This is a genomic window from Mesorhizobium sp. LCM 4577 (assembly GCF_001854795.2).
GTDB lineage: Bacteria > Pseudomonadota > Alphaproteobacteria > Rhizobiales > Rhizobiaceae > Mesorhizobium > Mesorhizobium plurifarium.
Genome location: NZ_MDDU01000006.1, coordinates 146,234 through 172,836 on the forward strand (window position 1 = coordinate 146,234; position 26,603 = coordinate 172,836).

The following is a 26,603-nucleotide window of genomic DNA, read 5'->3' on the forward strand; positions in this document are numbered from 1 at the left end:
GCCTCATTTCTTCCCACTATTCCGCCCCCTTGCAGCCGGCTACATTAGCTCCTGCTGCGCTAGGCCGCGACTGGGGGATGGCTTGGGGAAATACGAGGGCGCCAATCAGGCCGATCGTTGGCGAAAACGGATGAGACAAGGTCGCCGCTGGCGCCCGTCCGCAAACATGGTGATTTGGACGTTGATCGTGCTTGCGATGACAGTCTCGATCGCGCTGATAGCGCATAAAGCTGGTCGGCTCGGCTAATCGAAGAAAAAGAGCCCAGACAACCGCTACCTCCCAATCCCGCATGGGCCAGATTCCCTTACCCATTGCACCGGCGAATTTTGCTTTGCGGCCTGGCCGCCCTGCCTTAGCCTTCCTTCGCAACACCTTGCCGACAAGCCGATAGCCGGACCTTCATGCCGTGCCCCTGAAAGCCACCGCCCATATCGAGGCCATGTCCGCTTTCGCGCTGGCGAATTTCGGCGGCTTCGACCGGCCGACATTGGCCCAGAACGAGAGCGCCTTCCCACCCAGCCCCAAGGCGATCGAAGCCGGCCGCGACGCCGTGGCGCGCAGCCATCTTTATCCGGACCCGGACTGGACCTTGCTGCGCGATGCGATCGCAAAAACCTATGCGGTCGAGCGAGATCTTGTCCTGTGCGGCGCGGGCTCGATGGAGCTGATCGCCTGCACCATCGCGGCCTTCGCCGGTCCCGGCGCGGACGTGCTCGGTACGGACTATGCCTATAATTTTGCCGCCTCGGCGGCCGCGCGTGTCGGGGCGACCTATGTCAAGGCGCAGGAGCGCGGCTTTGAGGTCTCGATCGACGCCATCCTGGCGGCGGTGACACCCGCGACCCGCATCGTGTTCGTCTGCAATCCGGGCAACCCGACCGGCACGCGCATCAAGAACGTGGAGTTGCTGCGCCTGCGCGCGGCTCTGCCCGGCGACGTTCTCCTGATGATCGACCAGGCCTATGGCGAATTCGACGACCAGGATCCGCAAGCCGTCTTCGCGCTGGCCGGGCGCGGCGACACCGTCGTCCTGCGCAGTCTGTCCAAGGCCTACGGCCTGGCCGGCGCGCGCGTCGGCTGGGGCTTGTTCGCGCCCCAGATCGCCGCCGAAGTGCGCAAGATGCAGAATTCCAACCAGGTCTCGACGGTCAGCCTGGCCATGGCCGTCGCGGCCATCGAGGACCAGGCCTATACGCGCGCGACGGTGGCGAACACGTCGGACATTCGCGACCGCTTCGCGCAAGGTTTGCGGGCGGCCGGATACGAGGTTCCCGAGAGCCGGACGAATTTCGTGCTGGTGCGCTTTGCCGACGCCGCGGCGGCAACAGCGGCCGACAATGCTATGCGCGGCGCCGACATCATCGTGCGCGGCCTCGCCGGTTACGGCCTCACCGATTGCCTGCGCATCACCGTCGGGCCGCAGGACCTCATGGATCGCACGCTGCGCATCCTGACCGCCCTGCGCGGCCGGCAATGCTGGTAGGGGCTTCATCCGAGGGGATTTCATGACGTCAGACGCGCCGTATCTGCCCGCCCGCGATTTCATCGGCTATGGCGAGCGGCCTCCGCAGGCTGAGTGGCCGGGTGGCGCGAAGCTGGCGCTCAACATCGTCGTCAATTACGAGGAAGGTGCCGAATACTCGATCGGCGAAGGCGACGGCGTTTCCGAAACGATCCTGTCCGACCTCGCCGTGTCGCCGGCCGTGCCCGGCTTGCGCAACCGCAACATGGAATCGCTTTACGAATACGGCTCGCGCGTCGGCGTCTGGCGGCTGATCTCACTGTTCCGGGACAAGGGCGTCACCCCGACCTTCTACATTGTCGGACGCGCACTGGAGCTCAATCCGGCCGCCGGCAAGGCGATCGCCGCGCTCGGCAGCGACATCGTCTGCCATGGCTGGCGCTGGATCGACTACGCGCCGCTCACCGAAGAGGAAGAGCGCCAGCATATCGCCATGACGGTGGATACGGTGCGGAGCATCACCGGCATCGATCCGCTGGGCTGGTACACGGGCCGGCCGAGCCTCAACACGAGACGGCTGGTCGCCGAGCATGGCGGCTTCCTGTTCGACTGCGACGACTACAATGACGACCTGCCCTATTTCGTCGATGTCGGCGCCAAGCGGCACCTCGTCGTGCCGCACTCTTTCGACAACAACGACAGCCGCTTTTCGCGCGGTTCAGGCCTGGAGACGGGCAGCCAGTTCTTCGACTATGTCAGCGACGGCGTCGACTGGCTGCTGAAGGAAGGCCAGAAGACCCCGCGCATGATGACGGTGTCGCTGCATTGCCGGCTGGCAGCGCGGCCTGGCCGCATGATCGGGCTGGAGCGTTTCCTCGACAAGGTCACGTCCAACCCCGACATCTGGGTCTGCCGGCGCTCCGACATCGCCCGCCACTGGCTGGACCGGTTCGGCGGCTAAGCCCGACGGCCGGCGCCGTCAGTTCCCCCCGACGACAGGCCCTTACGACCGCAGGCGCTTGCCTTCCGGATCGAAAGGCGGATGCGCGAGCAACACGGCATCGTGCGGCCGGCCCAGAATGGCGACGGTCACCTTGTCGCCGGCCTTGGCGGTTCCGGCCTTGACGTAGCCCATCGCCAGCGACTGCTCGACGAAATAGCCATAGGCGCCCGAAGACACCTGGCCGATCGGCGTGCCGTCGGGCAGGAAGATCGGCTCGCCGCCGGTGGCGTCCGCATCCTTGGCCGAGACGGAAAGCATGATCAATTCGTCTCGCGCCGGCTTCTCGGCGACGGCGAGATAGGCCTCGCGGTTGAGGAATTGCTTGTCCGTCTTGATCAACCTGTCGAGCTTGACCTCTTGCGGCCAGTATTCGGGCGAATATTCGCGGCTCCAGCTGCCGTAACCCTTCTCGACGCGCAGCGACATCAGCGCCCGCGAGCCGACCGGTCCGGCGCCAACCTCCGCGCCCGCTTTAAGCAGCGCGCGGTAGAGCTCGACCTGATCGGCCGCCTTGCAGTGCAGCTCCCAGCCGAGATCGCCGGTGAAGGAGACCCTCAGCGCCACGACGTCGACGCCGGCGACCGTGATCTGGCGCGAGCGCATGAACGGGAAGGCCTCGTTCGACAGATCGTCATTGGTCAGCCGCTGCAGCAGCTCGCGCGATTTCGGCCCGGCGACGTTGAAGCCGCCGAGGTCCTCGGTGCGCGAGCGGAAGGTCGTGCCTGCCGGCAGCGGCACGGAATTGAAGAAGCGCTGATGAAAACGCTCGGCCATGCCCGAGCCGATCACCATGAACTCGTCATCCRCCAACCTGGTCACGGTGAAGTCGCCGGCGATGCCGCCGCGCTTGCCGATCAGTGGCGTGAGGCAGGAGTTGCCGACCTTGGTCGGCATGCGGTTGGCGAAGAGAGCGTTCAGCCAGGCTTCCGCGTCCGGCCCCTTCACCTGGTATTTGGCGAAATTGGAGATGTCGATGATGCCGGCATTCTCGCGCAGCATGCGCGCTTCGCGGCCGACCGGCCCCCACCAGTTCTGGCGCGTGAAGCCGACCGTCTCCTCGCGCGGCTCGCCTTCGGCGGCGAACCACAGCGGGTGCTCCCAGCCGAAATTGAGGCCGAACACCGCGCCCATTTCCTTTTGCATTTCGTAGACCGGCCGCGTCCGCACCGGGCGGCCGGCGGCGCGCTCCTCGTTCGGGAAATGGATCTTGAAACGGTGGCTGTACTGGTCCTGCACGCGGGCCTTGGTGAAGGCCTTGCCGGCCCAATGGCCGAAGCGCGCCATGTCCCAGCCGAACATGTCAAGCGTGGGCTCGCCCTCGATCATCCATTCGGCCGCGAGCTTGCCCATGCCGCCCGACTGCGAGAAGCCGGGAATGATGCCGTTGCAGCAGAAATAATTGCTGAGCTCTGGCGCCGGCCCGAACAGCACGGCGCTGTCGGGCGACCAGATCATCGGCCCGTTGATCACCTTCTTGACGCCCGCGGTCGCGGCCGCCGGCACGCGCTGGACGGCGCGCATCATGTTTTCCTCGATACGGTCGAGATCGTCGGGGAACAGCTCGTGGCCGAAATCCATCGGCGTGCCGTCCTCGGCCCAGAACTTCATGTTGCGCTCATAGGCGCCGATGAGGAGGCCGAGGCCTTCCTGACGCAGATAATATTCGCCGTCGCGATCGGCGACCGACGGCAGGCGCCGGCCCATCGCGGCGATTTCGGGAATGGTCTCGGTGACGAAATACTGATGCTCGGTCGGGATCAGCGGCAGTTGCAGCCCCGCCATGGCCGCGACCTCCCTGCCCCATAGGCCGGCCGCGTTGACCACCCATTGCGTGCGGATGTCGCCCTTCGGCGTGCGCACGATCCAGCTGCCGTCGGCTTGAGCCTCCGTCGCCGTGACCGCCGTGAAGCGATGGATCTCGGCGCCGCGCTGGCGGGCGCCCGCGGCATAAGCCGCCGTCACGCCCGACGGATCGACATTGCCGCCCTCCGGCTCATACATGATGCAGCGTATGCCGTCGAAATCGACCAGCGGGTGCAGCCGCTCGGCTTCATCCCGGCCGACCTCGTAGAAATTCATCTTGTAGCGCCGCGCCTTGGCTTCCTGGAGTCTCAGCTGATGCTCGCGCGCCTCGGTCTGGGCGAGATAGAGCGAGCCCGGCTGGAAGATGCCGCAGCCCTGGCCGGTCTCGGCCTCCAGCTCCTTGTAGAGCGCCATCGTGTAGTGCTGCAGCCGGCTGATATTGGTTGAATCATGCAGGCCGTGGATGTTGGCCGCCGCGTGCCATGTCGAGCCGGAGGTCAGTTCGCTGCGCTCCAGGAGGACCACATCCGTCCAGCCGAACTTGGCGAGATGATAGAGGATCGAGCAGCCGATCAGACCGCCGCCAATGACAACGGCTTGTGCATGAGTACGCATAGTGAGGTTTCTTCCCTTTGTTCGGCGACTTTGTCCGCGCTTCTCGCAGCGCTTTGGGATTTCATTTAGCTGACTGATCGATCCCAGTCGCCGGTGAATTCAGGGGCGCGAGATGCGCCCCTGAATATTGCGTCGATCCGTTCKGTCTAGGCCTTGTCCAGCCAGACCTTGTCCAGCTGCAGTTCGAAGGTCTGGTGCATGCCGAGATTCTTCACATAGGTGGCGTGGTGGCGGTAGAGCGAGCGCCAGAATGCCTGGACGAGAATGCCGGAGTCCTGCAGGATGAACTCCACCTCCTTCATCAGCTCCTTGCGCTTGGCGGGGTCCGCGATGGCCATCGCCTCGTTGAGCTTCTTGTCGAAGTCCGGGTTGGCGTAGCCGGACTCGTTCCACGCCTCGCCGCTGCGATAGGCGATCGCCAGCACCTGGACGCCCAGCGGGCGCATGCCCCAGTCGGTGGTCGACCAGGGATACTTCGTCCAGTCGTTCCAGAAGGACGAGCCCGGAATGATGGTGCGCTTGACCTTGAATCCGGCGTCGCGCATCTGCGCGGCAACGACGTCGGCGGGGTCCTTCACATAGTCTGCATCGTAGGAGATGAGCTCGAACTCGTGATCCGTCTGGCCGGCCTCGGCCATCAGCGCCTTTGCCTTGGCCAGGTCGCGCGGGACTTTCGGCAGCTCGTAATATTCCGGATGGATCGGGCAGACATGGTGGTTCTCGGCGACCTGGCCCAAGCCGCTATAGCCGAGCTTCAGCACCGTCTCGTTGTCGACAGCGAGCTGGATGGCGTTGCGCACACGTTTGTCGTCATAGGGCTTGTTGGTCACATTGGTGCGCAGCACGATCGTGCCGGCGGTGACCACCTGCTCCTTGACCAGGCCCATGCTGTCATAGAGATCGACCGTGCCGCCGACGGTCTGGTAGTTGCAGTCGATCTCGCCGGCCTCGAAGGCGCTGCCGATGGCTGGGTTGGACGCATCCGATCCGTAATCGACCCAGTCGACGCCGTCGAGATAGGGCTCGCCGCCGAACCAGGTGAAGTCCTTGCGCCGCCGGACCGAGGCCGATTCACCGACCTTGTACGAGATCAGCTCATACGGGCCGGTGCCGGGCGTCTTCAGCATATTGGCGCCGTTCTTGTCGAAGTCGCGATGGACGATGACCGCCGGATAGTCGGAGAAGCCCGGGATGATGGTGACGTCCGACTGGCTGCATTTGAGCTTCACCGTATGGTCGTCGACCTTGGTGATGGCGCCCTTGGTCGCCTTTTTCGTAGCGGCATCGATCAGCGAGCCCATGCGCCCGGCCATCGAATTGCCTTCGGCCGCCTTATCGCACCAGCGCTCGATGTTGTAGACGATGTCGTCGGCGTTGAAGTCGTCGCCGTTCGACCATTTCACGCCCTTGCGCAGATGCAGCGTGTATTCGGTGGCGTCGTCGCTCACCTCCCAGCTCTCGACCAGATGGCCCTCGAAGGTGAAGTCGGTGGTGTAGCGGATCATGTAATCGTTGCACTGGCGCATGACATTGGCGATTTCCGACCAGTCCCAGGCGCGCGGATCCTTCATGTCCTTGATGATCATCTGCATCTTCAGGATGCCGCCCTTCTTGCCGGGCACGGGTGCCGCGGCCTTGGCCGGCTCCATCCCTGCCATCGAGTAGGCCAGCGCCGTGGAAGCGCCCATCACGCTCGCCATGGCCAGGAATTCGCGGCGGTCCATCCGGCCGCCGTTGACTTCGGCTGCGTAGCTTTCGATGACCGCCGGGACGCGGTCACCGTTGCTCTTGAACATTGTCATCGTTGTTCTCCGGTTCAGGGCTTTCCGCCCGTTACATTCCCCTTGCGGCTCAGCATGTTAGGGGCGATGCAAAAATCCCGGAAGGGCTCGACCCTTCACAAACCGCAGAAAACCGGCCCTAAAGGCCTAAAAAAACAATGCCATTGTCCTGTCAAATTTTTGAGGCTGAAACGGATGCTATGGCCGCGCGGCGTCTTCCCTGGCCCTGGACAAGATCCATTCCCTGACCGTGCGGGCAATGTTTCCCTTCGAAAGCTGGCTCTCGGTGAGATAGTAATTCCAGGGACTTGGCGGCCGCACCGGAAACGGCTCGACGAGCAGGCCGCGGCGCATATAGGCATGCGCGAGCGAGCGCTGCGTGGCGACGAGGCCCGCCCCCATCGCGGCAAGCTCGAGCGCTATGTTGGAGGCGTTGGTCGACAGGCCCTTGTCGTGGTCTTCCAGGTCGACGCCAAGCGCCTCGGTCACCACCTGCCAGTATTCCTGGCGGCCATGCACGAAGATCCAGTCCACCTTCAGCATGTCCTGAGGCGTCTTGAGAGCATGCTCGCCCTCGAGCATGCCGGGAGCGCAGAGCAGCACGAGTTCGTCGTTCCAGAGCGGGATCGCCGACGGCGGCCTGTCGTCGAAACGCCGCGTTGAGATGGTGATGTCGGCAATCTGCTCGCTCAAGTCCTCCCAGATCGTGCCGTGCAGCACGATCTCGATTTCGGGATGCTTCTTGCGGAAGGCTGCCATGCAACCCGCCAGCCAGTTCTCCGCAAGGCTCATCGGGCAGGATACGACCACCGTGCGGTTGCGCGAGGATGCGACGATCGCCTCGGTCGCCTGGTCGATCTGGTCGAGCGCCTGGCGCAAGGTCGGCAGGAATGCCTCCCCCATCTCGGTCAGCTTCAGGCTGCGTGGATAACGGATGAACAGCTGCCGGCCGATATAATGCTCGAGCGCGCGCACATGCGTGCTGACCGCGGCTTGTGTGTAGCCCAGTTCCTTGGCCGCCGTGGTGAAGCTCAAATGACGGGCAGAGCTCTCAAACGAGCGGATATAGTTCAAGGGGGGCGGCGGCTTCATCCCGGTCTCCTGCTGCGTAGTCGCATAGCTATCGCATGGGCGGACGGCCATTCAATCGCAGACAAGCGACATGGCATCAATATTTTTGGCCAAAGCCGCCAAACTAATCACGTGCCTGCGCGATGAACCCAATTTATTGATGTTGTGGAGAGACAGGGGAGATAAGCGCGTGGCTGTGCCGTCATACCGGCGTGAGGGGCCTGTCGTCAGTTCCGATACGTTCACGCGGCTGGCCGATTTCGTGCTGCGGCGCCCCGCCTCCGTCTTCCCCCAGCCGGTGCTGGAACAGGCGCGCTACCTCCTGCTCGACACGCTCGGCATCGCCATCGCGGCCGGGCCGATGGAAGCGGGCCGGATCGCCCGCGACGCCGCCGTCCTGCTCTACGCCTCCAGTGACGCACAATACTCGGCCCGCATGCTGTTCGACGGGCGGCGCGCCAGCATCGCCGGCGCGGCCTACGCCGTCGCCACGCAGACAGACAATCTCGACGGCCACGACGGCTACAGCCCGACCAAGGGCCATATCGGCGTCGCGGTGGTGCCGGCGCTTGCCGCGCTCGCGGAAGCGAGACCCGACCTCACCGGGCCGGAAGCGCTGGCGTCCCTGGTGATCGGCTACGAAGTCGCCGGCCGGGCCGGCATCGCCTTGCATGCGACGGTGAGCGACTACCATACCTCGGGCGCTTGGAACGCCTTGGGAGTGGCGGCCATCGCGGCACGCCTGCGGCGGCTCGACGAAACGCAATTGCGCGACGCGCTCGGCATTGCCGAGTATCACGGCCCGCGCAGCCAGATGATGCGCGAGATCGCCACCCCGACCATGCTGCATGACGGCTCCGGCCCCGGCGCCCTCGTCGGCCTTTCCGCCGCGGTGCTGGCCGAACGCGGCTTCACCGGCGCGCCGGCGATCACCGTCGAGGCGCCGGACGTCGCGACGCACTGGCAGGATCTTGGCGTCTTCTGGCAGTCGCTGCATCAATATGTGAAGCCCTACCCGATCTGCCGCTGGGCGCATGCGGCGATCGATGCCGTGCGCGGACTTTGCCTGGCGCACAACCTTGCCCCGTCCGGCATCGCCCATGTCCAGGTCAACAGCTTCCACTATGCCGCCACGCTGTTCGACGGCATGCCGGACACGACGTCCAAGGCGCAGTACAGCCTGCGCTTCGCCGTCGCGACCTTCATCCTTCACCGGCGCATCGGGCTGGAGCATATTTCCGGCGCCGGGCTCGCCGACGCCGCGGTCGCGGACATGCTCACCCGCATCACGGTCAGCGAAACCGAGCGCCACAGCGCGCGCTTCCCGGCCGGCCGCTGGGCCGACGTCGTCGTCACGACGACCGACGGACGCGTGCTGATGTCGGGGGACGTGCATGCGCGCGGCGGCCCGGAAGCGCCGATGACCAAGCAGGACGTCGAGGCCAAATACATGGAGTTCGCCGCGCCCGTGCTCGGATCCCGCCGCGCTACTGCGATCCGCGACGCCGTGCTCTCGCTCGACGATCGCGACAGCCGCTTCTCCGATCTCTCGGCGCTGCTCTACGATCCTCCCACGGCTTTGAACTGAGCGCGCAATGCCCCTCAGGCTTCTGAAATACGGTCTCAGTCGGGACTATCCGGTCAGCGGCGACATCCCCGCAACGCCCGAGCTGAAGCCGGCCTACGACGTCGTCATCATCGGCGGCGGCGGACATGGGCTGTCCTGCGCGCATCATCTTGCCAAGTACCACGGCATAAGGAGCGTCGCGGTGCTGGAGAAAGGCTACCTCGCCGGCGGCAACACGGCGCGCAACACCACCACCATCCGCTCCAACTACATCACGCCGGAAGGCATTGCCTTCTACAAGGAGGGCGTCGAACTGTTCGAGCGCCTGTCGCAGGAACTCGACTTCAACGTCATGTTCTCGCAGCGCGGCCAGCTCACGCTGGCGCATAGCGAGGCGACGATGCGCAGTTTCCACATGCGCGCCGAAATGGGCAAGCACATGGGCACGCGCACCGAGGTCGTCGACCAGAAGGGCGTCAAGGAGCTCTGCCCGCTCCTCAACATGGACGATGGCGGCCCGCTCGAAATCCTCGGCGGGCTCTGGCACGCCGACGGCGGAACGGCGCGCCACGATGCCGTCGCCTGGGGCTACGCCGCCCAGGCGTCGCGGCGCGGCGTCGAGATCCACCAGCGCACCGAGGTGCAGGGCTTCGAGGTGGTCGGCGACCGGGTCCAGGCGGTCAAGACGAACCGGGGCCGCGTCGCCTGCGGCCAGGTGCTGATCGCCACCGGCGGCATGAACTACGACGTGGCGCTGATGGCCGGCGTCGAGCTTCCCATCCGCTGCTATCCGCTGCAGGCGATGGTGACCCAGCCCTTGAAACCCTGGCTCGACACGCTGGTCTCGTCGGTGTCGCTGCACACCTATCTCGTCCAGTCCTCGCGCGGCGAGGTTGTCATCGGCGGCGGCTCCGATCCCTATCAGCTTTATTCGACGCGCTCGACGCTCGACATGAAGGAGCATCTCGCCGAGGGCGCCGTCCACCTCTTCCCCTTCCTGCAAGGCGTGCGGCTGCTGAGGCAATGGGCCGGTATCACCGACATGACGCCGGACTACAGCCCGATCATGGGCGCAAGCCCGCTCGCCAACCTCTGGCTCGACTGCGGCTGGGGCACCTGGGGCTTCAAGGCGACGCCTGTCGCGGGCAAGCGCATGGCGCAGACGATCGCCGAAGGCCGCGTGCCCGATATCCTGAAACCCTTTGCATTGGAGCGGTTCGAAACCTTCCGGCTGCTCAATGAAATGGGCGCGACCGCCGCGAGCCACTAGCCATGAAACTTCTCACCTGCCCCATGAACGGCCCGCGCAACATCGACGAGTTCCAGTCCTTCGGGCCGGTGCGCGCCAGGCCCGATCCAAACGCGACCGCAGACAGGGATTGGTCGCGGCATTTGTTCCGCGCCGAGAACCGAAAAGGCATCGTGATCGAGTGGTGGCGGCACGTGCCGAGCAATTATTTCTTCCTGGCCGAGCGCGATCTCGTCAGCAACGAGGTCATCCGTACCTTCGACGTGTCCGAACTGCCGGAGCGCGCATGAACCGGCTGCCCGCCCCCTTTGGAAGCCGGATCGATCGGAGCCGCCCTGTCCGCTTCACCTTCGAGGGCAAATTCTTCGAAGGCTATGAAGGCGACAGCATCGCCAGCGCGCTCGCCGCCTCCGGCCAATGGGTGCTGTCGCGCTCGTTCAAATATCACCGTCCGCGCGGCATCCTGTCGATGACCGGGGCCGACGCCAACGCGCTGGTGCAATTGCCGTCCGAACCGAACGCCGCCGGCGAGCGCACGCCGATCAGCGAAGGGCTGCGGGTCAGCGCGCAAAACGTCAATGGCTCGCTCGAGCGCGACCGCGATGCCGTCATGGACAGGTTCGGCCGCTTCCTGCCGGTCGGCTTCTACTACCGCACCTTCATGGGTCCGCGCCGCGACARCTGGCTGAAATTCTGGGAGCCGATCATCCGCCGCAAGGCGGGCCTGGGCGTGGTCGACACCAAGGCCCCGCACCGGCATTTCGACAAGACGCACCTGCATTGCGACGTGCTTGTCGTCGGTGCCGGTCCGGCCGGATTGAGCGCCGCGATCGACGCCGCCGAGGCCGGCGCCGACGTGGTGCTGTGCGACGAGAACCCCGAGATCGGCGGCGCGCTGAGCTATGGCCGCTACGATCCGGCGGTGCTTTCCGGCCTGTCATCGCGGCTGGACGCGCTGCCCAATCTCAAGGTGCTGACCGGCACCGTCTGCAATGGCTGGTACGAAGACAACTGGCTGCCGCTGATCGAGGGCAACCGCCTCCATCGGACACGCGCTCGCGAGGTGATCCTGGCGACCGGCTCAATCGAGCAGCCGGCCGTCTTCCGCAACAACGACCTGCCGGGGATCATGCTCGGCAGCGCCGCCCAGCGGCTGATCCGGCATTATGGCGTGCGCCCTGGCACCAGCGCCGTGGTGCTCGCCGCCAATGACGACGGCTACCGGACGGCGCTCGACCTGCTGGATGCGGGTGTGTCGGTCGTCGAGCTGGTCGATCCGAGACCTGCTGGCGAGGCCGGCCCGTTGGAAACCGAACTGCGCGGCAAGGGCGTCACCATCCGCAAAGGCGCGACTGTCGAAGCGGCGGAAGGCACGGTCGGAAATCGCCACCTTGCCCGCGTCCGTGTCGGCGGGAGCTGGATTGCTTGCGACCTGCTGACGGTTTCGATCGGCCAGGCGCCGGCATGGCAATTGCCGTGCCAGGCCGGCGGCAAGGTCGGCTACGATGCCAGCACACAAGCGATGACGATCACGCTTCCGGTAGGCTCGGTCCATCTCGCAGGCGCCGTTGCCGGCGCGGACGAGTTGCAGGACGCAATCGCCAGCGGCCGGCATGCGGCTGCAACCGGGCTTATGCGGCTCGGCCATGCAGTGGCGGTAGAAGGCCCCGTCGCGCCGAAGAGCGTTCGGCCACGCTACGTGCAGCCGATCGTCGCCGATGCCAAGGGACGCGACTTCGTCGATTTCGACGAGGACCTGCAGGTCAAGGATCTGCAGAACGCGACCAAGGACGGCTACCGCGAGATCGAGCTCGTCAAGCGCTTCACCACCGTCGGCATGGGTCCGAGCCAGGGTCGCCATTCGGCGCTGGCGACCGCCCGCATCGTCGCCGAGGCGACCGGCCGGTCGGTCGGCGAAATCGGCATCACCACCGCGCGTCCTCCCGTCGGACCGGAAACGCTCGGCGCGCTCGCCGGCCACCATGAGGCGCTGGAGCGCCGCACCGCGCTGCATGCAAGGCATGTCGCGCTGAACGCCGCGATGAAGCCGGTCGGCGCGTGGTGGCGGCCTTATTACTACGGCAACCCAACCGGCGCCGAGGAAGCCGTCCGCGAGGAAATCCTCGCCGTACGCGAAGGCGTCGGCCTGCTCGACGTCTCCACGCTTGGCAAGCTGGAAATCCGCGGGCCGGATGCCGGCGAGTTTCTCGACCGGCTCTACACGATGGCGCACGCCAACCAGCCTGTCGGTCGCGTCCGCTATTGCCTGATGCTCAACGAGATGGGCTCGGTGGTCGACGATGGCGTCGCCTACCGGATGGCGCAGGATCAGTTCTATGTGACGGCGACCACCGGCGCCGTCGCGCGTGTCTATGCCGACATGCTGTTCTGGAATGCCGAATGGCGCCTGAAGGTGGACGTGCTAAACCTTACCGGCGCGTTCTCGGGCCTCAACGTCACCGGACCCAAGGCGCGCCAGGTGCTCAAGGCGCTGGACAGCGACATCGATTTCAGCCGCGACGCCTTCCCCTATCTCAGCGGCCGCGACGGCATGGTTGCCGGTGTTCCGGTGCGCGTGATGCGCATCGGCTTCACGGGCGAGCTCAGCTACGAATTGCATTGCCCGTCGAGCCTGGCGCCAAGCCTCTGGGACGCGGTGATGGCGGCGGGCCGGCCGCATGGCCTGCGTCCCTACGGACTGGAGGCGTCGCGCATCTTGCGCCTGGAGAAAGGCCATATCCTGATCGGCCAGGACACGGATGCGATCACCACGCCTGACGAGCTGGGCTTCGGCTGGGCGGTCTCGAAGAAGAAGCCGTTCTTCGTCGGCAAGCGCTCCATCGAGATGCGCGCAAGGCTCGGCCAGACCCGCAAATTGGTCGGGCTTCAGTTCCCTGCCGGCGCCCGCAACATCCCCGGCGAAAGCTGCCTGGTGCTGCGCGGCGGCGCCCCTGTCGGCCAGATCACGTCGGTTGGGTACTCGCCGTCGCTCGGGCGCCACATCGCGCTCGCCTATGTCCATGCCGACGACCAGGCGGAAGGCAGCCGCGTGACGGTGAAGTGCCGCGACGGCGAACTGGTCGAGGTCCCGGTCGTCGCCCATGCCTTCTTCGACCCGACCAACGCGCGGCAGGAGATCTAGATGGCCGCCGGCACCGCGACGCGCGTCTACCCCTTCATGCCCGGCGGCGCGGCCGACGGCACAAAGCTGATTTCCGGCGCGGTCGTGCTGAGCGATCTCACCGACAAGCCGCGCTGCGGCCTGAAAGGCGGCGGCAGCGCCGCCTGGCTTGCCGCGCAGGGTGTCAAGCTGCCCGCCGTCAACCGCATCGGCGACCATCGCGGTATCCGGGTCCTGCGCCTCGGCAACGAGGACATCCTGCTTCTCGCGGAAGGCGCGGAGGCGACTCTCGCCGAAGTTAAGGCCGCCTGGCATGCCGCACCGGCGCCGAAAGGCTATTCGTCATGGCGCGAGGAAGGTTGGGCCTGGATGCGGCTTTCCGGTGCCCGCCTTGCCGAAGCGATGAGCAGGCTTTGTGCGCTAGACCTCAGACCCCAGAAATTTGCCGACGACGATATCGCGCAGACCCGCGTCGGCCATATCGAAGCCGTGACGTTTCGTTCGCCGACGGGTTTCGACATACTCTTCGACATCACCGCTTCGGCCTACTTCGCCCGCGCCGTCGCGGCGGTGGCCGGCCACACAGACCAGCACAGAGGATAGTCATGACCCGCCCGCAAGGAACCATCGCCCCGATCCTGACGCCGTTCGAAGAGGACGGCCGCATCGCGCGCGATCTGTGGATCTCCCACGCCAAATGGGTGCTCGGCCAGGGCGCGCATTTCCTCTCGCCCTTCGGCACGACCGGCGAAGCGCTGTCGGTGTCCTTGCGCGAGCGCATGCAGGCGCTGGAATGGCTGGTCGAGGCCGGCATCGCGCCTGACCGGCTGATGCCCGGCACCGGCGTCACCGCCCTGCCCGAAACGGTCGAACTGTCGGCGCATGCCGTCGGCCTCGGCTGCGCCGCGGTGATGGTTCTGCCATCCTTCTTCTATACCGGCGCCGGCGACAACGGTCAGGCGCGCTACTACAGCGAGCTGATCGAGAAGGTCGCAAAACCTTCGATGCGCGTGATCCTCTACCACATCCCGCAGAATTCGGGCGTGCCGGTCAGCCCCGCTTTGACAGCTAGGTTGAGCAAAGCATTTCCGGACACGGTCGTCGCCTACAAGGATAGCGCCGGCGACTGGAACAACACCGCCGCCGTCATCGCCGCCGCGCCAGATATGTCCGTGTTCCCAAGCTCCGAGGCGCAGCTCACCAAGGGCCTGGCGAGCGGCGCGGCCGGCTGTATCTCGGCCACCGTCAATCTGAACGCCGCCGCCATCCGCCGCCTCTATGACGCGGCCCGCAAGGGTGAGGACGTCGCCGAGTTGGATGCCGCCATCAAGGCGTTCCGCAAGGTGATCCAGGATGCCGGGCTGATCCCGGCGATGAAGGCGGTGCTTGCGGTCAAGTCCGGCGACCGGCGCTGGCTGAACCTGCGCGCGCCGCACGAGAATGCGATGCTGGAGAACGGCCAGGCGCTGCTTGCCGCGCTCGGCAGCGCCGCCGATCATATCGGCCGTAGCTGATATCGCGATGTCGGCGCGCCCAACGATCATCCTGCACACCGACAAGCCGGCGGGCGCGCTAGCCGTGCTCGCCGAGACGCACCCGGACCTAGATGTCCACGCCTGCGACACCTATGCCGGCCTTCCGGCGCTGATCGAACGGACCGCCGCGGAAGTGGTCTATTCGATCCGCTTTGATGGCACACCGCGCTATCCGCGCCAGGCCCTGGTCGAGAGCCCGACGGTGAAATGGGTGTCGATCGGCGGCTCCGGCACCGACCATCTCGGGCGCTGGGATCCGGCGCATGTGACGGTGACGAATTCAGCCGGCGTCGCCGCCGGCATGCTGGCCGAATATGCGCTCGGCGCCATGCTTTCCTTCTCGCTCGACCTGCGCGGCTTCGAGCGCCGCCAGCAGGCCCGGCAATGGGGCGGCGGCCGCGTCGAGCCGATCGAGGGCAAGACCGTCCTCATCATCGGCCTCGGCAAGACCGGCGAGGCCGTGGCTCGGCGAACGCATGCGATGGGCATGCGCACGCTCGGCATCCGCGCTCGACCGAAGCCGATGCCGTCGCTCGACGAGGTGCATGGCCCCGACGCGCTGCTGGCATTGATCGGCCGCGCCGACTTCATCGTCTGCTGCGTGCCTTTGCTGCCCAGCACGCGCGGCCTGCTTGGCGAAGCCGCGTTCGCGGCGATGAAGCCGTCCGCCGTGCTGATCGACATTTCGCGTGGCGGCATCGTCGAAGAGGCCGCGCTGCTGAGCGCGCTCGACGGCGGACGGATCAAGGGCGCGGCGCTCGACGTCTTCGCGACCGAGCCATTGCCGGCCGAGCACCCGCTCTGGGGCTACGGCAACGTCGCCGTCACGCCGCATTGCGCCGCCGTCTATGACGGCTGGGACATCAAGTCGGTGCGCATGTTCGCCGACAATCTGGCGCGCTACCGCAAAGGCGAACCGCTGGAAAACGTGGTCAATCCGGAACGTGGGTACTGAAGCCCCGGAGAGGAAGAATCCTATGTCACAGGACAGGCGCGGCGGGGGCCGCCGATCGAAGCTCGGACGCAGCGGCGGCGGCATCGCGCAACTGCCGTGGCAGAGCGTCAGGAACCCCTACCCGCCCATGCAGCTCCTCGACGGAGAGCGCATGGAGCAGTTGCACAAGACATCGATGCGCATCCTGTCGGAACTCGGCATCCGCGTCATGAGCGAAAAGGTGATGGACCTGTTCGCCAAGGCCGGTGCCATCGTCGACCGCGACAGCAACACCATCCGCATCGACGAGAGCATCGTCACCGAGGCGCTGCGCAATGTTCCTTCCTCCTTCACGCTGACCAGCCGCAACCCGGACAAGCAGGTTGAATTCGGTGGCAATTCGCTGGTCTTCGGCCTGGTCGCCGGACCGCCCAATGTGCATGACCGCATCAACGGCCGCCGTCCAGGCAACCTGCCCGACTATCAGAACTTCATCCGGCTGGCGCACCACTTCAACGCCATCCACATCATCGGCAACCAGGTGGTGGCGCCGATCGAATTGCCGGCCAATTCGCGCCATCTCGACACCTATCACGCCAATCTGACGCTGAGCGACCTCTCCTTCCACTGCACCGCGATCGGCCGCGCCCGGGCCATGGATGGCATCAACATGATGGCTATCGCGCGCGGCATCTCGGTCGAGGAGATGCGCGCTTCGCCGGGCGTCACCACGATCATCTCGATCAACTCGCCGCGCCTGTTCGACGACGCGATGGCGGAAGGCCTGATCGCCATGGCCGAGCACAGCCAGCCGGTCACCGTCACACCCTTCACGCTGATGGGCGCGATGACGCCTGTGACGCTTGCCGCGGCGCTTTGCCAGCAGAATGCCGAGGCGCTGTTCGGCGTGACCCTGACGCAGCTCGTCAATCCCGGCACGCCGGTGATGTACGGCGCCTTCACTTCCAATGTCGACATGAAGTCGGGTGCGCCGGCCTTCGGCACGCCGGAAAACGCCAAGGCCAACATCATCGCCGGGCAACTGGCGCGGCGCTACAACCTGCCCTACCGCACCTCCAACGCGAATGCCTCCAACGTCGTGGACTTGCAGGCGGCCTATGAGACGGAGATGGCGACATGGGGCGCGGTGCTCGGCGGCGCCAACCTGATCTATCACGCCGCCGGCTGGTTGGAGGGTGGCCTGACGGCGTCCTACGAAAAGCTCGTGCTCGACGTCGAGATCCTGCAGAACATGATGGAGTTCCTCCGGCCGCTGCCGTTCCAGGAGGACGACCTCGGCTTCGAGGCGATCAAATCGGTGCCGGCCGGCGGTCATTTCTTCGGCGCTGAGCACACCATGTCGCGCTACACCACCGCCTTCTACCAGCCGATGCTCTCCAACTGGCAGAACTACGGCGCCTGGCAGGGAGCAGGCGGCAAGGACGCCTTGGAGCGGGCGACCGAGCTCTGGCAGCAGGCCCTGCACGATTACGAGGAGCCGGTGATGGATTCCGCGATCCGCGAGGAGCTCGACGCCTATGTCGCGCGCCGCCGCGAAGAGATCGCGGCCAATCCGGAAGCTTAGGAAGTTCAGCTAATGCCTTATGATCTCGTCATTCGTCACGCGACGCTGATCGCCGGCGACGGCTCTAAATCCTTCGAAGCCGATATCGCCGTCACCGGCGACCGCATCGCGGCGATCGGCCGACTGGACGAGGAGCGAGGCGTCGAGGAGATCGACGCCAAAGGTAAGGTGGTGGCGCCTGGCTTCATCGACGTGCACACCCATGACGACGGCGCGCTGCTTTCCCCACGCGGCATGGACCCGAAGATCAGCCAGGGCGTGACGACGGTGATCGCCGGCAATTGCGGCGTCAGCCTGGCGCCGCTGCTGCTCGACAAGACCCCGCCGCCGCCCTTCACGTTGGTCGGCGGCCGCGAGAATTTCCGCTTCGACCGGTTCGCCGACTATGTCGCCGAGCTGAGGCAGCGCGGCATCGCCACCAACGCCGCCCTGCTCGTGGGCCACACCACCTTGCGCCAGCGCTGCATGCCGGTGACCGATCGGCCGGCCAATGAAGCGGAAACGGCGGCGATGCAGGAAGCGGTCGCCGAGGCCATGGCCGAAGGCGCGTTTGGCCTCAGCACCGGGCTCGACTATCCGCCGGCCGTCAACTCCTCGACGGAAGAGGTCAAGGCGCTGGCCGCCACCGCTGCGCAACTCGGCGGTCCTTATGTGACCCATACGCGCAACTATTTCGAGACGATGGACGAAGCGATCGAGGAAGCGATCGACATTGCCGATCATGCCGGCGGCAAGCTGTTCATCTCGCATCACCAATGCACCGGCCGCGCCAATTTCGGCAAGAGCCGGCCCTCGCTCGCACGGATCGACCAGGCACGCGAGACGATGGACATCGGCATGGACGTCTACCCCTATGCCGCAAGCTCCACGGTGCTTCGCCTGGAACGCTGCGACACCGGGCTCAAGATCCTCATCACCTGGTCCGATCCGCATCCGGAGATGGCCAGGCGCGAGATCGCCGACATCGCCCGCGAATGGAACTGCACCGAGCGCGAGGCGGGTGAGCGGCTGCTGCCGGCGGGCGCGGTCTATTTCCAGCTCGATGAGGATGACGTGCGCAACATCATCGCGCATCCGCGCACAATGATCGGCTCCGACGGCTTGCCGCACGACATCCACCCGCATCCCCGCCTTTGGGGCACGTTTCCGCGCGTGCTCGGACATTACGCGCGGGATATCGGCCTGTTCAGCCTGGAGGAGGCCGTTTTCCGCATGACCGGCCTGCCCGCGCGTGAATTCGGCATCGAGCAGCGCGGCATTCTGGCCGAAGGCAATTTCGCCGATCTCGTCATCTTCGACCCCGAAACGATCATCGACACCGCCACCTTCGAGGAACCGCGCCGGCCAGCCGCCGGCATCGACCATGTCTTCGTCAACGGCGTCTCGGTCTGGCGCGGCGGCAGGGCCACCGGCGCGCTGCCCGGCGCGGTTCTCAAGCCTTCGGCCTCAAAGACGGCATTCAGGGGCGCATGCGGCTGCGGTGCCGATCACAGTGCCTCGTAAATGCGGTCAACTGTCTCCAGCGTGTAGGCGAACTCAACCGGCCGCGTGCAGCGCCAACCGTCAAAGGGCTGGCCGGCGAGCGCTTTCAATGCCTGGGGCAGACGCAATATGCCACCGCCATAGAGCCGGTTCGCCATGTCGAGCATGCCGGTGCGATGCATGGCTTCCGTCATGCTGCCGCAGGCATCCTTGACCAGCCAGACGCGAAACCCCTCATAGACGGCGTCGAACACGCTCGCGGTCACGCAGCTGTCGGTCAGCACGCCGGCGACCACGAGGTTCTCGACGCCAAGCGCGGCGAGCCGCTGCGAAAGGTCGGTGCTGCGAAAGGCGCTCGGCCAGTGTTTTTGGACGACGATGTCGCCGGGCAGCGCCGCCACCTCGGCGCAGATTGCGGCGCCGTTGCTGCCCGCGACAGCGGAGCGGAACTCCTCAGTGAGAATCTCTTCCTGCCGCGCGTAGCCTACACGCTCTTCCGGCTTCACCCAGGCCTGGGCATGGATGACCGGCACGCCAGCCTCGCGGGCCGCGTCGATCAGCGCGGCGGCATTGGCGAGCACGTCGTCATATCCGACGACCGGCCATGCCGCGCTGGGGCGGTATTCATTCTGCAGGTCGATGACGAGCAAGGCAGTCTTGGCGAGGTTCATGGTTGTTCCAAAGGGTTGTCGAAGTCGGTGACGAAACGCAGGAGCAGCCGGATCGCCTCGTCCAGGTCGGCGATCTCCATGCTCTCATGCGGATTATGGCTGCCATTCTCGTTGCGCACGAAGAGCATGGCGGTCGGAATGCCGGCGCTGGCGAAGGTCGCCGCGTCGTGCCCGGCTCCGCTCGGCACATGCGGCGCCCGCATTTGCAGTTCGGCGGCGGCGCGGTCGAGCCTGCCGATCAGATCCGGCGACATCGTTGCCGGCCCCCAGGTGAAGCGCGGCCCAGGCTCGAAGGTGACGCCGCGTTTAGCGCCTGCCTCGGCGAAAATCTCATGCAGCCTTGCTTCGATCCGCTCCAGGACAGCGGCTTCGGCGCTGCGCACATCGAGCGTGAAACCGAGCTCGCCCAGCACCCGACTGCCGCCATGTTGCGTCGGATCGGACTGCACGCGACCGAAGGTGATCGTCGCTTCATGTCCGCCGCGTTCGAGCGCATCCCATTCAGTTTCGAGCGCGGCGACCAGGTCGGCAAAGCCGAGCACGCTGTCATGCCGGGCGAAGCGCGGCTCGGCGCCGGAATGGGCATAGGCGCCAAGGCATTTGGCGTCGACATAGCGAAACCCGCCGGCGATCCCGGTGACGATGCCGACCGGCGCGCCGGCGGCGGCCAGGCGCGGTCCCTGTTCGATATGCACCTCGACGAAGGCCGCTATCCGGCCAGCATCGATGCCGTGCACGCCGCGCCGCACGGCATCGGGATCGAAGCCTTCCTCGCGCATGTGCTCGGCCAATGTGCGGCCGCTGTCGGACCGCTTGGCTTCGAGCGCCTGCGGATCGAGCAAACCGAGCGCCGCCTGGCTGCCAGGGTAGGAGAGCGGAAACCAGACCGCTTCCTCGGCGCGTGTCGCCAGCACGACGAGGTCGCGCGGCAAGCGGATGCCCTGCCCGACCAGTTCGGCCATCACCGCCAAGCCGGCCACGACGCCGGCGGCGCCATCGAAGTTGCCGCCATGCGCCACGCTGTCGAGATGCGAGCCGATGACGATCGCCGGCAGGTCCGGGCTGCTGCCGCCCAGCGTCAGATAAAGATTGCCGGCAACATCGGTGCGCGCAACAGCTCCGAGCTTTTCTGCTTCCTTGCGCACGAGGTCATGGGCGAAGCGCTCGCCCGGCCCGTAGGCGATGCGTGTAATGCCAGGCGCGTCGGTCGTGGCTTCGGCGAGCGCATCCAGGATGCGCCCCGCCAGTTTCCCACCGGCAGTCAGTGCGGCATTGCTCATGAGGCAGCCTTGCTGGCTTCGGGCGTGACATTGCGCAGCCGGTGCGGCGTGAGATCGTCCAGCGACACGCCTTGCCTTGCAACATCGTCTGGCAGCCCGCGGCCGGCGATCAGGCTGGCGCAGACGCGCGACAGCGCCGGCGACGTCTTGATGCCGTAGCCGCCCTGCCCGACCAGCCAGACGAAGTCCGGAAATTCGTCATCCGGCCCGACCACCGGCGACCCGTCGGCGACGAAGGTTCGCAGGCCCGCCCAGGAACGCGAGACGCGCTGCACTTCGATCGTCGTAGCCCGTTCGAGACGTTCGGCGCCGATCGCGACATCCATGTCTTCGGCAAAGGCGTCCATCGGTTCCGACGGCGTCGCGTCGGCCGGCGAGACGAAGAGCTGCCCGGCATCCGGCTTGAAGTAGAACTCCGCGCCGACATCGTTGACCAGCGGCCAGTCGCTAATATCGACGTCGGCGGGCGCCGGAATGTTGAAGGCGGTGCGGCGCTTCGGCTGCAGGCCGACCGGATGCACGCCCGCCATCAGCGCGATCTCGTCGCCCCAGGCGCCGGCCGCATTGACGATCAGCGGGGCGAGGAATGCGCCCGCTTCCGTCTCGACCCGCCACTGTCCGCCCTGCCGCCCGATGCCTTTCACGCCGGCCTTCGTGACGATGCGCGCGCCCCGCGTCCGCGCGCCGCGCAAAAAACCCTGATGCAGGCCGTTGACGTCGATGTCCATGGAATGCGGCTCGATATAGGCGCCGGCGAGATGATCCCGGCGCAGCACGGGCACGCGCGCGATCGCCTCGGCCGGCGTCATCGCAACGATCGAGGGCACCAGGGCCTGAGCCGCCGCCAGATCCTCGCGCAACAGGTCGAGCTGATCGGCGCGCGCCACGGTGATCATGCCGCGCTTGCTGAGCAGCGGATAATCGCAAAAACCTGTCGGCGGCTCGGTCAGGAAGGCGCGGCTTGCGAGCACGATGCGGCGGATGACGCCGTTGCCGTAATTCTCGGTGAAGCTCGCCGCCGARCGTCCCGTGGTGTGATAGCCGCAATGGCTCTCGCGCTCGAGCAGCACAACCTTCCTGTCGCGCGAAATCTCGAAGGCCGCACCCGCGCCGGCCATGCCGCCGCCGATGATGATGACTTCGGTCTGCTCGCTCATGGATCCCTCAAAATTGTTGCGCGCGGCACGGCGGGCGGCTCGCCCAGCCGGCCGCGCCGGGCACGATCGCGGGCGCCCCGCCCTTCGACAAGATTCTCGGCCAACGAGTTCTGCAAAGCGCAATCATGCAATGCGAGGTCGGTGACAAGGGGCACCGGCTTGCCGGCGATTGCCATGCCTGTCAGCCGCGCCCAGACGGCGCGCCGCTTGCGCACCTGATGCGATTGCAATTCGCCGATCTCGGCGACCCCGCTCTCGCGCTTGATCTGCAGCACGCCAGCCTCGACGGCCGCGTCGAACAGCTCCAGCCCGCGCTTCGTGCGCACGATGATGCCGTTGAGCGCCTCATCCTCGACAGCCGGGCCGCCGTTCAGCCAGGAATCCGACACCGCGATATCCGCCACCTGCCCGATCGCGTCGGGACAGATCTTGCAGCGTGGCTGGATCATCCATTTGTCCTCGTCTTCCCAGAGCTGCCGGTAGCTGATCTCGAAGGCGCGGCCGTCTTTGGTTTCGATGCGGTTGGGGCCGGGATTGCCGTGGCCTCGGTAGCGGAAGAGAGACAACTCGTCCTCGCGGAGGCCAAAACGCTGCAGCACCTGCTCCGACTTGGTGAGGTCCGAAGCGCCGCCGCAGACGAAGGCGAGCGCATAGCGCATGTGCTCGTCGACACGGCGGTCGAGCCGCGCCAGGTTGCGCACGGCGGTGACGTCGCAGGGCTTGGCGATCAGCGCGAACGGCTCGCCGCGGTCGAGAATATCGTTGAAATCCACCAGCGTCGCCRCCGGGCCATAGCGCGAGCCCGCGCCTTCGAGCACCGAAGCGGCGTCGAAGCTCAGCTTGCGCTCCGTGCGCATCGGCATGGAATGCGAGGCCGCGACATGCAGCACGAACTTGACCCGCCCGGTGTCGAGCAGGAATTGCCCGAGCGCCGTCAGCGTGCCGCCGCCGGAGCCGACAAACCGCACCCTGGGATCTCCGGCGGAACCGAGCACAAGCCGTTCGACAGGTCCCCAGACCGTGTCCGTCAACGCGGCGTCATTCATCTGCGCCGGTGGCGGGCCGGCGATGCGCGTTCCCGGGCAAACGGCGTTGATCTTCGCCAGCGTCGACCTGTCCAATGCACGCCTCGCCACCGGCCGCTCGCGCCCTTCCGGCGTCATCACCATGTCGACGCGACCTGCACCGGCGATCGACCGGCAGAGGCCGCAGCCGATGCAAAGACCGTTCTCGACGATCTCGCCGAGCGTCAGCGGATCGGTCGCCATGTCTCTTCCTTGGCTGGTTTCGATCAGGCCCATCGCGGTTTCAGACAGGTTCCGAGATGCGGCCGTACTGGTCGGGGCGGCGGTAGAGCGCGAAGTTGAAATTCACCTTCCGGCAGACCTCGATCAGATCGAGATCGGCGCGGTGGACGATGACCTCATCGTCGAGCGACATCGCCTGCGCGGCAATCTCACCGGTCGGCGCGATGATGCAGGAACCGCCGATCAGCGCCTGTCCGTCCTCCAACCCGGCTTTGGCGGCGGCGCCGATCCAGAGCGTGTTCTGGTAGGCGCCGGCCTGCATCGGCAGATGGTTGTGGAACATCCTCAGATGCGCCAGCGCCGGCGCTTCGTCGAGCAGCAACGGCGTGTTGTAGCCGAGCAGCGCCACCTCGGCGCCGTTGAGGCAGAGCATGCGATAGGTCTCCGGCCAGCGTCGGTCGTTGCAGATGGCCAAACCGACGCGGACGCCGCGATAGTCGAAGACCGGGAAGCCGAGATTGCCCGGTTCGAAGTAACGCCGTTCGAGATGCGTGGTCGTGCCCGCTTCCGGCTCGCTCGAGCCCGGCACATGCATCTTGCGATAGCGACCGATGAAGGCGCCGTCCGGCCCGACCAAGTCCATCGTGTTGAAATGGCGCGTGCGGTCGTTTTCCTGCGCAAGCTCGCAATAGCCGAGCGCAAAGCCGACCTTCAGGCGCGCGGCGGCATCATAGAGCCGCTGCGTTTCCGGTTCCGGCATCGAGGCCTCGAAGAAGGCGTCGATCTCGGCCTGGTCGTCGATGCGCCAGCGCGGGAAGAAAGTGGTCAGCGCCATCTCCGGAAACACCGCGATCTCGGCGCCGGCAGCCGCAGCCTTCTCGAGCAGATGCACCAGGCGCCCGACCGTCTCGGCGCGCGTGGCCCTGCGCTGGATCGGTCCGGTCTGGCAAACGGCGATGGTCAGGCATCGAGCCATGGCGTCCAATCCTCGACTGGTTTTTTGGAAAGCGCCGGATCGGCCGCATGGCGCGCTACGAAGCGCCCGAACCCCGGCTCGGCCTGCAGCTTGCCGTCGGCGACGACAGGCACGCCGCGCACCAGAACGGTGGTCGGTCTGCCGGTGACCACCTTGCCCTCATAGGGCGTGAAATCGACGCGTGAATGCAGCGCCTTGTGTCCGAGCGTCCATCGCGCTGTCGGATCCCACAGCGCCAGATCCGCGTCGAGCCCGACGGCGATGCTGCCCTTGCGATCGGCGAAGCCATAGATCGAGGCGGCGTTGCGCGCGGTGAGGTCCAGATAACGCTCGAGCGTCAGGCGGCCGGTGAGCAGCCCTTCCGAGAACAGCAACGGCAGGCGCGTCTCGATGCCGGGAATGCCGCTCAGCGTCGTGGTGAAACCGGGCGTCTCGGAGTGCCCGATCTTGTCGGCGAAATAATATGGCGAATGGTCCGACGACCACAGATCGATGCCGCCATCGATCAGATCCTGCCACAGATGCTCATGGCTGCGCGGCGAGCGCGGCGGTGGCGAGAAGACGAAGCGCGCCGCATCGACTGCCTCGCGGTCGAGATCGGCAGCGCCCAGGAAAAGGTATTGCGGACAGGTTTCCGCGATGGCGTCGACGCCGCGCGTCTTCGCCCGCGCTACCTCCTCGGCCGATTGCCATGAGGAAACATGGACGATGGTCATCCGCGCGCCGGTCATCTCGGCGAAGGCCAAAGCGCGATGCGTCGCCTCGCGCTCCATCGTCTCGCTGTGGGCAACGACATGGTAGCGAATGTCGGTGCGGCCGAGATCGATGAGCCGCTGCCGCGTGCGCCGGATCGCGGCGTCGTTCTCGGCATGGACCATGACGATCCAGCCCAGCCGCCGCGCCGTATCGAGAACCTTGAAGAAGCGGTCGTCGTCGACGGCAAAACCCTGATAGGTCATGAACAGCTTGACCGAGGCGATGCCGCGCTGGGCGAGCTGGTCGAGCTGAGCCTCGACATCAGCGCCGGTGCCCATGGTCACCACGGCATGCAGCCCGTAGTCGATCACCGCGCGTCCCGCCGCGCGCTCGAGCGCACGGTCGATGGCGCCGACGGTGGTCATATCCTGGCCGGGCATGCCGAACGGGATGATGCAAGTGGTGCCACCGAAAGCCGCTGAGATCGTGCCGGACTGGAAATCGTCTGCATTGCCCGCCCCGCCCCAGACCGGCTGGTCGAGATGGCAATGCGCGTCGATGCCGCCGGGCATCACCCAGCGGCCGCCGGCATCGATCGACTCCTGCCCGGACAGGCTTTTGCCGATGGCGGCGATCCGGCCGTCGTCGATGCCGATGTCGCACTCGGCCCAGCCGTCGTCGAGCGCCACGCGCCCGCCCTTGATCACCAGTTGATGCATTGGCGTATCCTCGCCGGCCGGCTCAGCCGACCGCCGCCGTCACCATGATCTCGACACGATACTGGTCGCCGGCAAGCCGCGCTTCCACCGTGGCGCGCACCGGCATGGCGCTCTTGTCGATCCAGGCGTCCCAGGCGGTGTTCATCATCTCGAAATCGGCGATGTCGCGGAGCCAAATCTGCGCGCTGAGCAGCTTCGACTTGTCACTGCCGGCCTTGGCGAGAAGCGCATCGATCTTGGCCAGGATCTGCTTGGTCTGGCTGGTGGTGTCGCCGGAAAGGTCATCCGCGGTCAGGCCAGCCACATAGACGGTGCCGTTGTAGCGGAGCACCCGGCAGAAGCGCTGGCCGTTTTCGAGGCGTTCGATCGTCATGCTGTTCCCTTCCGCTGGTTCTCAAGTTCTTGCTTTTGCCTATGGTAAGGAGGGTGCAAAACCGCTGTAAAGCCCGCGCCGCGCCGCGACACCGCTTTCCTTTGCCGGCATGACCAAAAAAATTTAAGCCATAGCCGCGTCAATCTTCGTTTGTGGCAATCGCTGCAAAGTGTAGCTTCTGCCCGGGCTGCCGTCGGTCAACGGTGCCGCCAGGGAGCCGCCGCAGCCGCATTCATGAGGTCGATCGCTCAATCCGCGATGAAGCTCTGGCCGCG

The 26,603-nt window shown here is 66.0% G+C and carries 21 protein-coding genes; 11 read left to right on the forward strand and 10 right to left on the reverse strand.

Going from position 1 to position 26,603, the window contains the following annotated elements; all coding sequences use genetic code 11:
- Positions 1–407: 407 nt before the first annotated feature.
- Positions 408–1,484 carry a histidinol-phosphate transaminase gene (locus LCM4577_RS11280; protein WP_244508292.1) on the forward strand — a complete coding sequence of 359 codons (1,077 nt, stop codon included), beginning with the start codon at positions 408–410 and terminating at the stop codon, positions 1,482–1,484.
- Positions 1,485–1,506: 22 nt separating this feature from the next.
- Complete coding sequence (locus tag LCM4577_RS11285; RefSeq protein WP_071071192.1) at positions 1,507–2,424, forward strand: allantoinase PuuE; 918 nt, start codon at positions 1,507–1,509, stop codon at positions 2,422–2,424.
- A gap of 42 nt (positions 2,425–2,466) precedes the next feature.
- Here LCM4577_RS11285 and LCM4577_RS11290 read toward each other — a convergent pair whose 3' ends face one another.
- The 3 genes from LCM4577_RS11290 to LCM4577_RS11300 all read right to left on the reverse strand — a co-directional run bounded on the left by LCM4577_RS11290 (position 2,467) and on the right by LCM4577_RS11300 (position 7,757).
- On the reverse strand, positions 2,467–4,884 hold the full coding sequence (locus LCM4577_RS11290; protein ID WP_071071193.1) for an FAD-dependent oxidoreductase: 2,418 nt from the start codon (positions 4,882–4,884) through the stop codon (positions 2,467–2,469).
- 146 nt (positions 4,885–5,030) lie between these two features.
- Complete coding sequence (locus LCM4577_RS11295) at positions 5,031–6,686, reverse strand: ABC transporter substrate-binding protein (RefSeq protein WP_071071195.1); 1,656 nt, start codon at positions 6,684–6,686, stop codon at positions 5,031–5,033.
- A 177-nt stretch (positions 6,687–6,863) separates the two neighbouring features.
- A complete protein-coding gene (locus LCM4577_RS11300; RefSeq protein WP_040982416.1) occupies positions 6,864–7,757 on the reverse strand; it encodes a LysR substrate-binding domain-containing protein in 894 nt (297 codons plus the stop codon).
- Positions 7,758–7,926: 169 nt separating this feature from the next.
- Between LCM4577_RS11300 and LCM4577_RS11305 the strand changes: the two genes are divergently transcribed.
- Genes LCM4577_RS11305 through LCM4577_RS11345 form a run of 9 tightly spaced genes read left to right on the forward strand, consistent with a single transcriptional unit; the run spans position 7,927 to position 19,230 of the window.
- Positions 7,927–9,324 (forward strand): MmgE/PrpD family protein, encoded by a 1,398-nt coding sequence (locus tag LCM4577_RS11305; RefSeq protein ID WP_244508293.1) that lies wholly within the window; start codon positions 7,927–7,929, stop codon positions 9,322–9,324.
- A gap of 7 nt (positions 9,325–9,331) precedes the next feature.
- The gene (locus LCM4577_RS11310; protein ID WP_071071197.1) at positions 9,332–10,573 is read left to right on the forward strand and encodes an FAD-dependent oxidoreductase; all 1,242 of its coding nucleotides are present in this window, start codon (positions 9,332–9,334) and stop codon (positions 10,571–10,573) included.
- A 2-nt stretch (positions 10,574–10,575) separates the two neighbouring features.
- Entirely contained in the window at positions 10,576–10,842 is a 267-nt protein-coding gene (locus LCM4577_RS11315; RefSeq protein ID WP_040981695.1) for a sarcosine oxidase subunit delta, read from the forward strand.
- Positions 10,839–13,694, forward strand: coding sequence for an FAD-dependent oxidoreductase (locus tag LCM4577_RS11320; RefSeq protein ID WP_071071198.1), 2,856 nt, complete (start codon positions 10,839–10,841; stop codon positions 13,692–13,694). The genes LCM4577_RS11315 and LCM4577_RS11320 overlap by 4 nt, the downstream gene beginning before the upstream one ends.
- The gene (locus LCM4577_RS11325) at positions 13,695–14,276 is read left to right on the forward strand and encodes a hypothetical protein (RefSeq protein WP_071071200.1); all 582 of its coding nucleotides are present in this window, start codon (positions 13,695–13,697) and stop codon (positions 14,274–14,276) included.
- A 2-nt stretch (positions 14,277–14,278) separates the two neighbouring features.
- Positions 14,279–15,187 (forward strand): dihydrodipicolinate synthase family protein, encoded by a 909-nt coding sequence (locus LCM4577_RS11330; RefSeq protein WP_071031956.1) that lies wholly within the window; start codon positions 14,279–14,281, stop codon positions 15,185–15,187.
- A 7-nt stretch (positions 15,188–15,194) separates the two neighbouring features.
- A complete protein-coding gene (locus LCM4577_RS11335) occupies positions 15,195–16,163 on the forward strand; it encodes a D-2-hydroxyacid dehydrogenase (RefSeq protein WP_071071240.1) in 969 nt (322 codons plus the stop codon).
- 22 nt (positions 16,164–16,185) lie between these two features.
- Entirely contained in the window at positions 16,186–17,727 is a 1,542-nt protein-coding gene (locus LCM4577_RS11340) for a trimethylamine methyltransferase family protein (RefSeq protein WP_071071202.1), read from the forward strand.
- A 12-nt stretch (positions 17,728–17,739) separates the two neighbouring features.
- Entirely contained in the window at positions 17,740–19,230 is a 1,491-nt protein-coding gene (locus tag LCM4577_RS11345; protein WP_071071204.1) for an amidohydrolase family protein, read from the forward strand.
- Here the strand turns inward: LCM4577_RS11345 and LCM4577_RS11350 are convergent.
- Genes LCM4577_RS11350 through LCM4577_RS11380 form a run of 7 tightly spaced genes read right to left on the reverse strand, consistent with a single transcriptional unit; the run spans position 19,215 to position 26,328 of the window.
- Positions 19,215–19,880, reverse strand: coding sequence for a cysteine hydrolase family protein (locus LCM4577_RS11350; RefSeq protein WP_071071206.1), 666 nt, complete (start codon positions 19,878–19,880; stop codon positions 19,215–19,217). The two genes, LCM4577_RS11345 and LCM4577_RS11350, sit on opposite strands and share 16 nt — an antisense overlap.
- Complete coding sequence (locus tag LCM4577_RS11355) at positions 19,877–21,160, reverse strand: hydantoinase/carbamoylase family amidase (RefSeq protein ID WP_071031951.1); 1,284 nt, start codon at positions 21,158–21,160, stop codon at positions 19,877–19,879. Before LCM4577_RS11355 ends, LCM4577_RS11350 begins: the two co-directional genes overlap by 4 nt.
- Complete coding sequence (locus tag LCM4577_RS11360; protein WP_071071207.1) at positions 21,157–22,317, reverse strand: FAD-binding oxidoreductase; 1,161 nt, start codon at positions 22,315–22,317, stop codon at positions 21,157–21,159. The genes LCM4577_RS11355 and LCM4577_RS11360 overlap by 4 nt, the downstream gene beginning before the upstream one ends.
- Positions 22,314–23,585: a Coenzyme F420 hydrogenase/dehydrogenase, beta subunit C-terminal domain gene (locus LCM4577_RS11365; RefSeq protein ID WP_244508294.1), complete on the reverse strand. Its 1,272-nt coding sequence runs from the start codon at positions 23,583–23,585 to the stop codon at positions 22,314–22,316. Before LCM4577_RS11365 ends, LCM4577_RS11360 begins: the two co-directional genes overlap by 4 nt.
- A gap of 40 nt (positions 23,586–23,625) precedes the next feature.
- Positions 23,626–24,540 (reverse strand): nitrilase-related carbon-nitrogen hydrolase, encoded by a 915-nt coding sequence (locus tag LCM4577_RS11370; protein WP_071071211.1) that lies wholly within the window; start codon positions 24,538–24,540, stop codon positions 23,626–23,628.
- On the reverse strand, positions 24,525–25,955 hold the full coding sequence (hydA, locus tag LCM4577_RS11375; protein WP_071071213.1) for a dihydropyrimidinase: 1,431 nt from the start codon (positions 25,953–25,955) through the stop codon (positions 24,525–24,527). Before hydA ends, LCM4577_RS11370 begins: the two co-directional genes overlap by 16 nt.
- 22 nt (positions 25,956–25,977) lie before the next feature.
- Positions 25,978–26,328 carry a RidA family protein gene (locus LCM4577_RS11380; RefSeq protein WP_071071214.1) on the reverse strand — a complete coding sequence of 117 codons (351 nt, stop codon included), beginning with the start codon at positions 26,326–26,328 and terminating at the stop codon, positions 25,978–25,980.
- Positions 26,329–26,603 lie beyond the last annotated feature (275 nt).

What these genes read in the sequence shown, in the direction of transcription:
- LCM4577_RS11335 (WP_071071240.1), top strand. Translation starts at nt 15,195, where the DNA reads ATGTCGGCGCGCCCAACGATCATCCTGCACACCGACAAGCCGGCGGGC.
- hydA (WP_071071213.1), bottom strand. Translation starts at nt 25,955, where the DNA reads ATGCATCAACTGGTGATCAAGGGCGGGCGCGTGGCGCTCGACGACGGC.
- LCM4577_RS11325 (WP_071071200.1), top strand. Translation starts at nt 13,695, where the DNA reads ATGGCCGCCGGCACCGCGACGCGCGTCTACCCCTTCATGCCCGGCGGC.
- LCM4577_RS11295 (WP_071071195.1), bottom strand. Translation starts at nt 6,686, where the DNA reads ATGACAATGTTCAAGAGCAACGGTGACCGCGTCCCGGCGGTCATCGAA.
- LCM4577_RS11345 (WP_071071204.1), top strand. Translation starts at nt 17,740, where the DNA reads ATGCCTTATGATCTCGTCATTCGTCACGCGACGCTGATCGCCGGCGAC.
- LCM4577_RS11310 (WP_071071197.1), top strand. Translation starts at nt 9,332, where the DNA reads ATGCCCCTCAGGCTTCTGAAATACGGTCTCAGTCGGGACTATCCGGTC.
- LCM4577_RS11285 (WP_071071192.1), top strand. Translation starts at nt 1,507, where the DNA reads ATGACGTCAGACGCGCCGTATCTGCCCGCCCGCGATTTCATCGGCTAT.
- LCM4577_RS11355 (WP_071031951.1), bottom strand. Translation starts at nt 21,160, where the DNA reads ATGAGCAATGCCGCACTGACTGCCGGTGGGAAACTGGCGGGGCGCATC.
- LCM4577_RS11300 (WP_040982416.1), bottom strand. Translation starts at nt 7,757, where the DNA reads ATGAAGCCGCCGCCCCCCTTGAACTATATCCGCTCGTTTGAGAGCTCT.
- LCM4577_RS11340 (WP_071071202.1), top strand. Translation starts at nt 16,186, where the DNA reads ATGTCACAGGACAGGCGCGGCGGGGGCCGCCGATCGAAGCTCGGACGC.
- LCM4577_RS11330 (WP_071031956.1), top strand. Translation starts at nt 14,279, where the DNA reads ATGACCCGCCCGCAAGGAACCATCGCCCCGATCCTGACGCCGTTCGAA.
- LCM4577_RS11370 (WP_071071211.1), bottom strand. Translation starts at nt 24,540, where the DNA reads ATGGCTCGATGCCTGACCATCGCCGTTTGCCAGACCGGACCGATCCAG.
- LCM4577_RS11315 (WP_040981695.1), top strand. Translation starts at nt 10,576, where the DNA reads ATGAAACTTCTCACCTGCCCCATGAACGGCCCGCGCAACATCGACGAG.
- LCM4577_RS11350 (WP_071071206.1), bottom strand. Translation starts at nt 19,880, where the DNA reads ATGAACCTCGCCAAGACTGCCTTGCTCGTCATCGACCTGCAGAATGAA.
- LCM4577_RS11380 (WP_071071214.1), bottom strand. Translation starts at nt 26,328, where the DNA reads ATGACGATCGAACGCCTCGAAAACGGCCAGCGCTTCTGCCGGGTGCTC.